We start from the raw sequence: 215 nt of genomic DNA on the forward strand, positions 1-215 counted from the left end.
ATTCATTTTTTGAAAGATATAAAATCTCAACTGTAAGATTGTGTGCTACTTGGGGATAAAGGTTATTTGTCACAAACAATTCAAATTGACTTATTTAATGAAGCTAATATACGATTAGAAACATCGAAAAGATCCAATCAAAAAGATTACAAACCTCAGTTTTATCCATTCAAAAAGTATAGAAAAAGAATTGAAACTTTATTTTCTCAACTATG

General features: G+C 26.5%; 1 pseudogene. It reads left to right on the forward strand.

Going from position 1 to position 215, the window contains the following annotated elements:
* A pseudogene (locus B3792_RS13430) lies at window positions 1-215 on the forward strand (transposase); the annotation flags it as partial.

Source organism: Empedobacter sp. UBA5924 (assembly GCF_002431085.1).
GTDB classification, from domain to species: Bacteria; Bacteroidota; Bacteroidia; order Flavobacteriales; family Weeksellaceae; genus Empedobacter; species Empedobacter falsenii_B.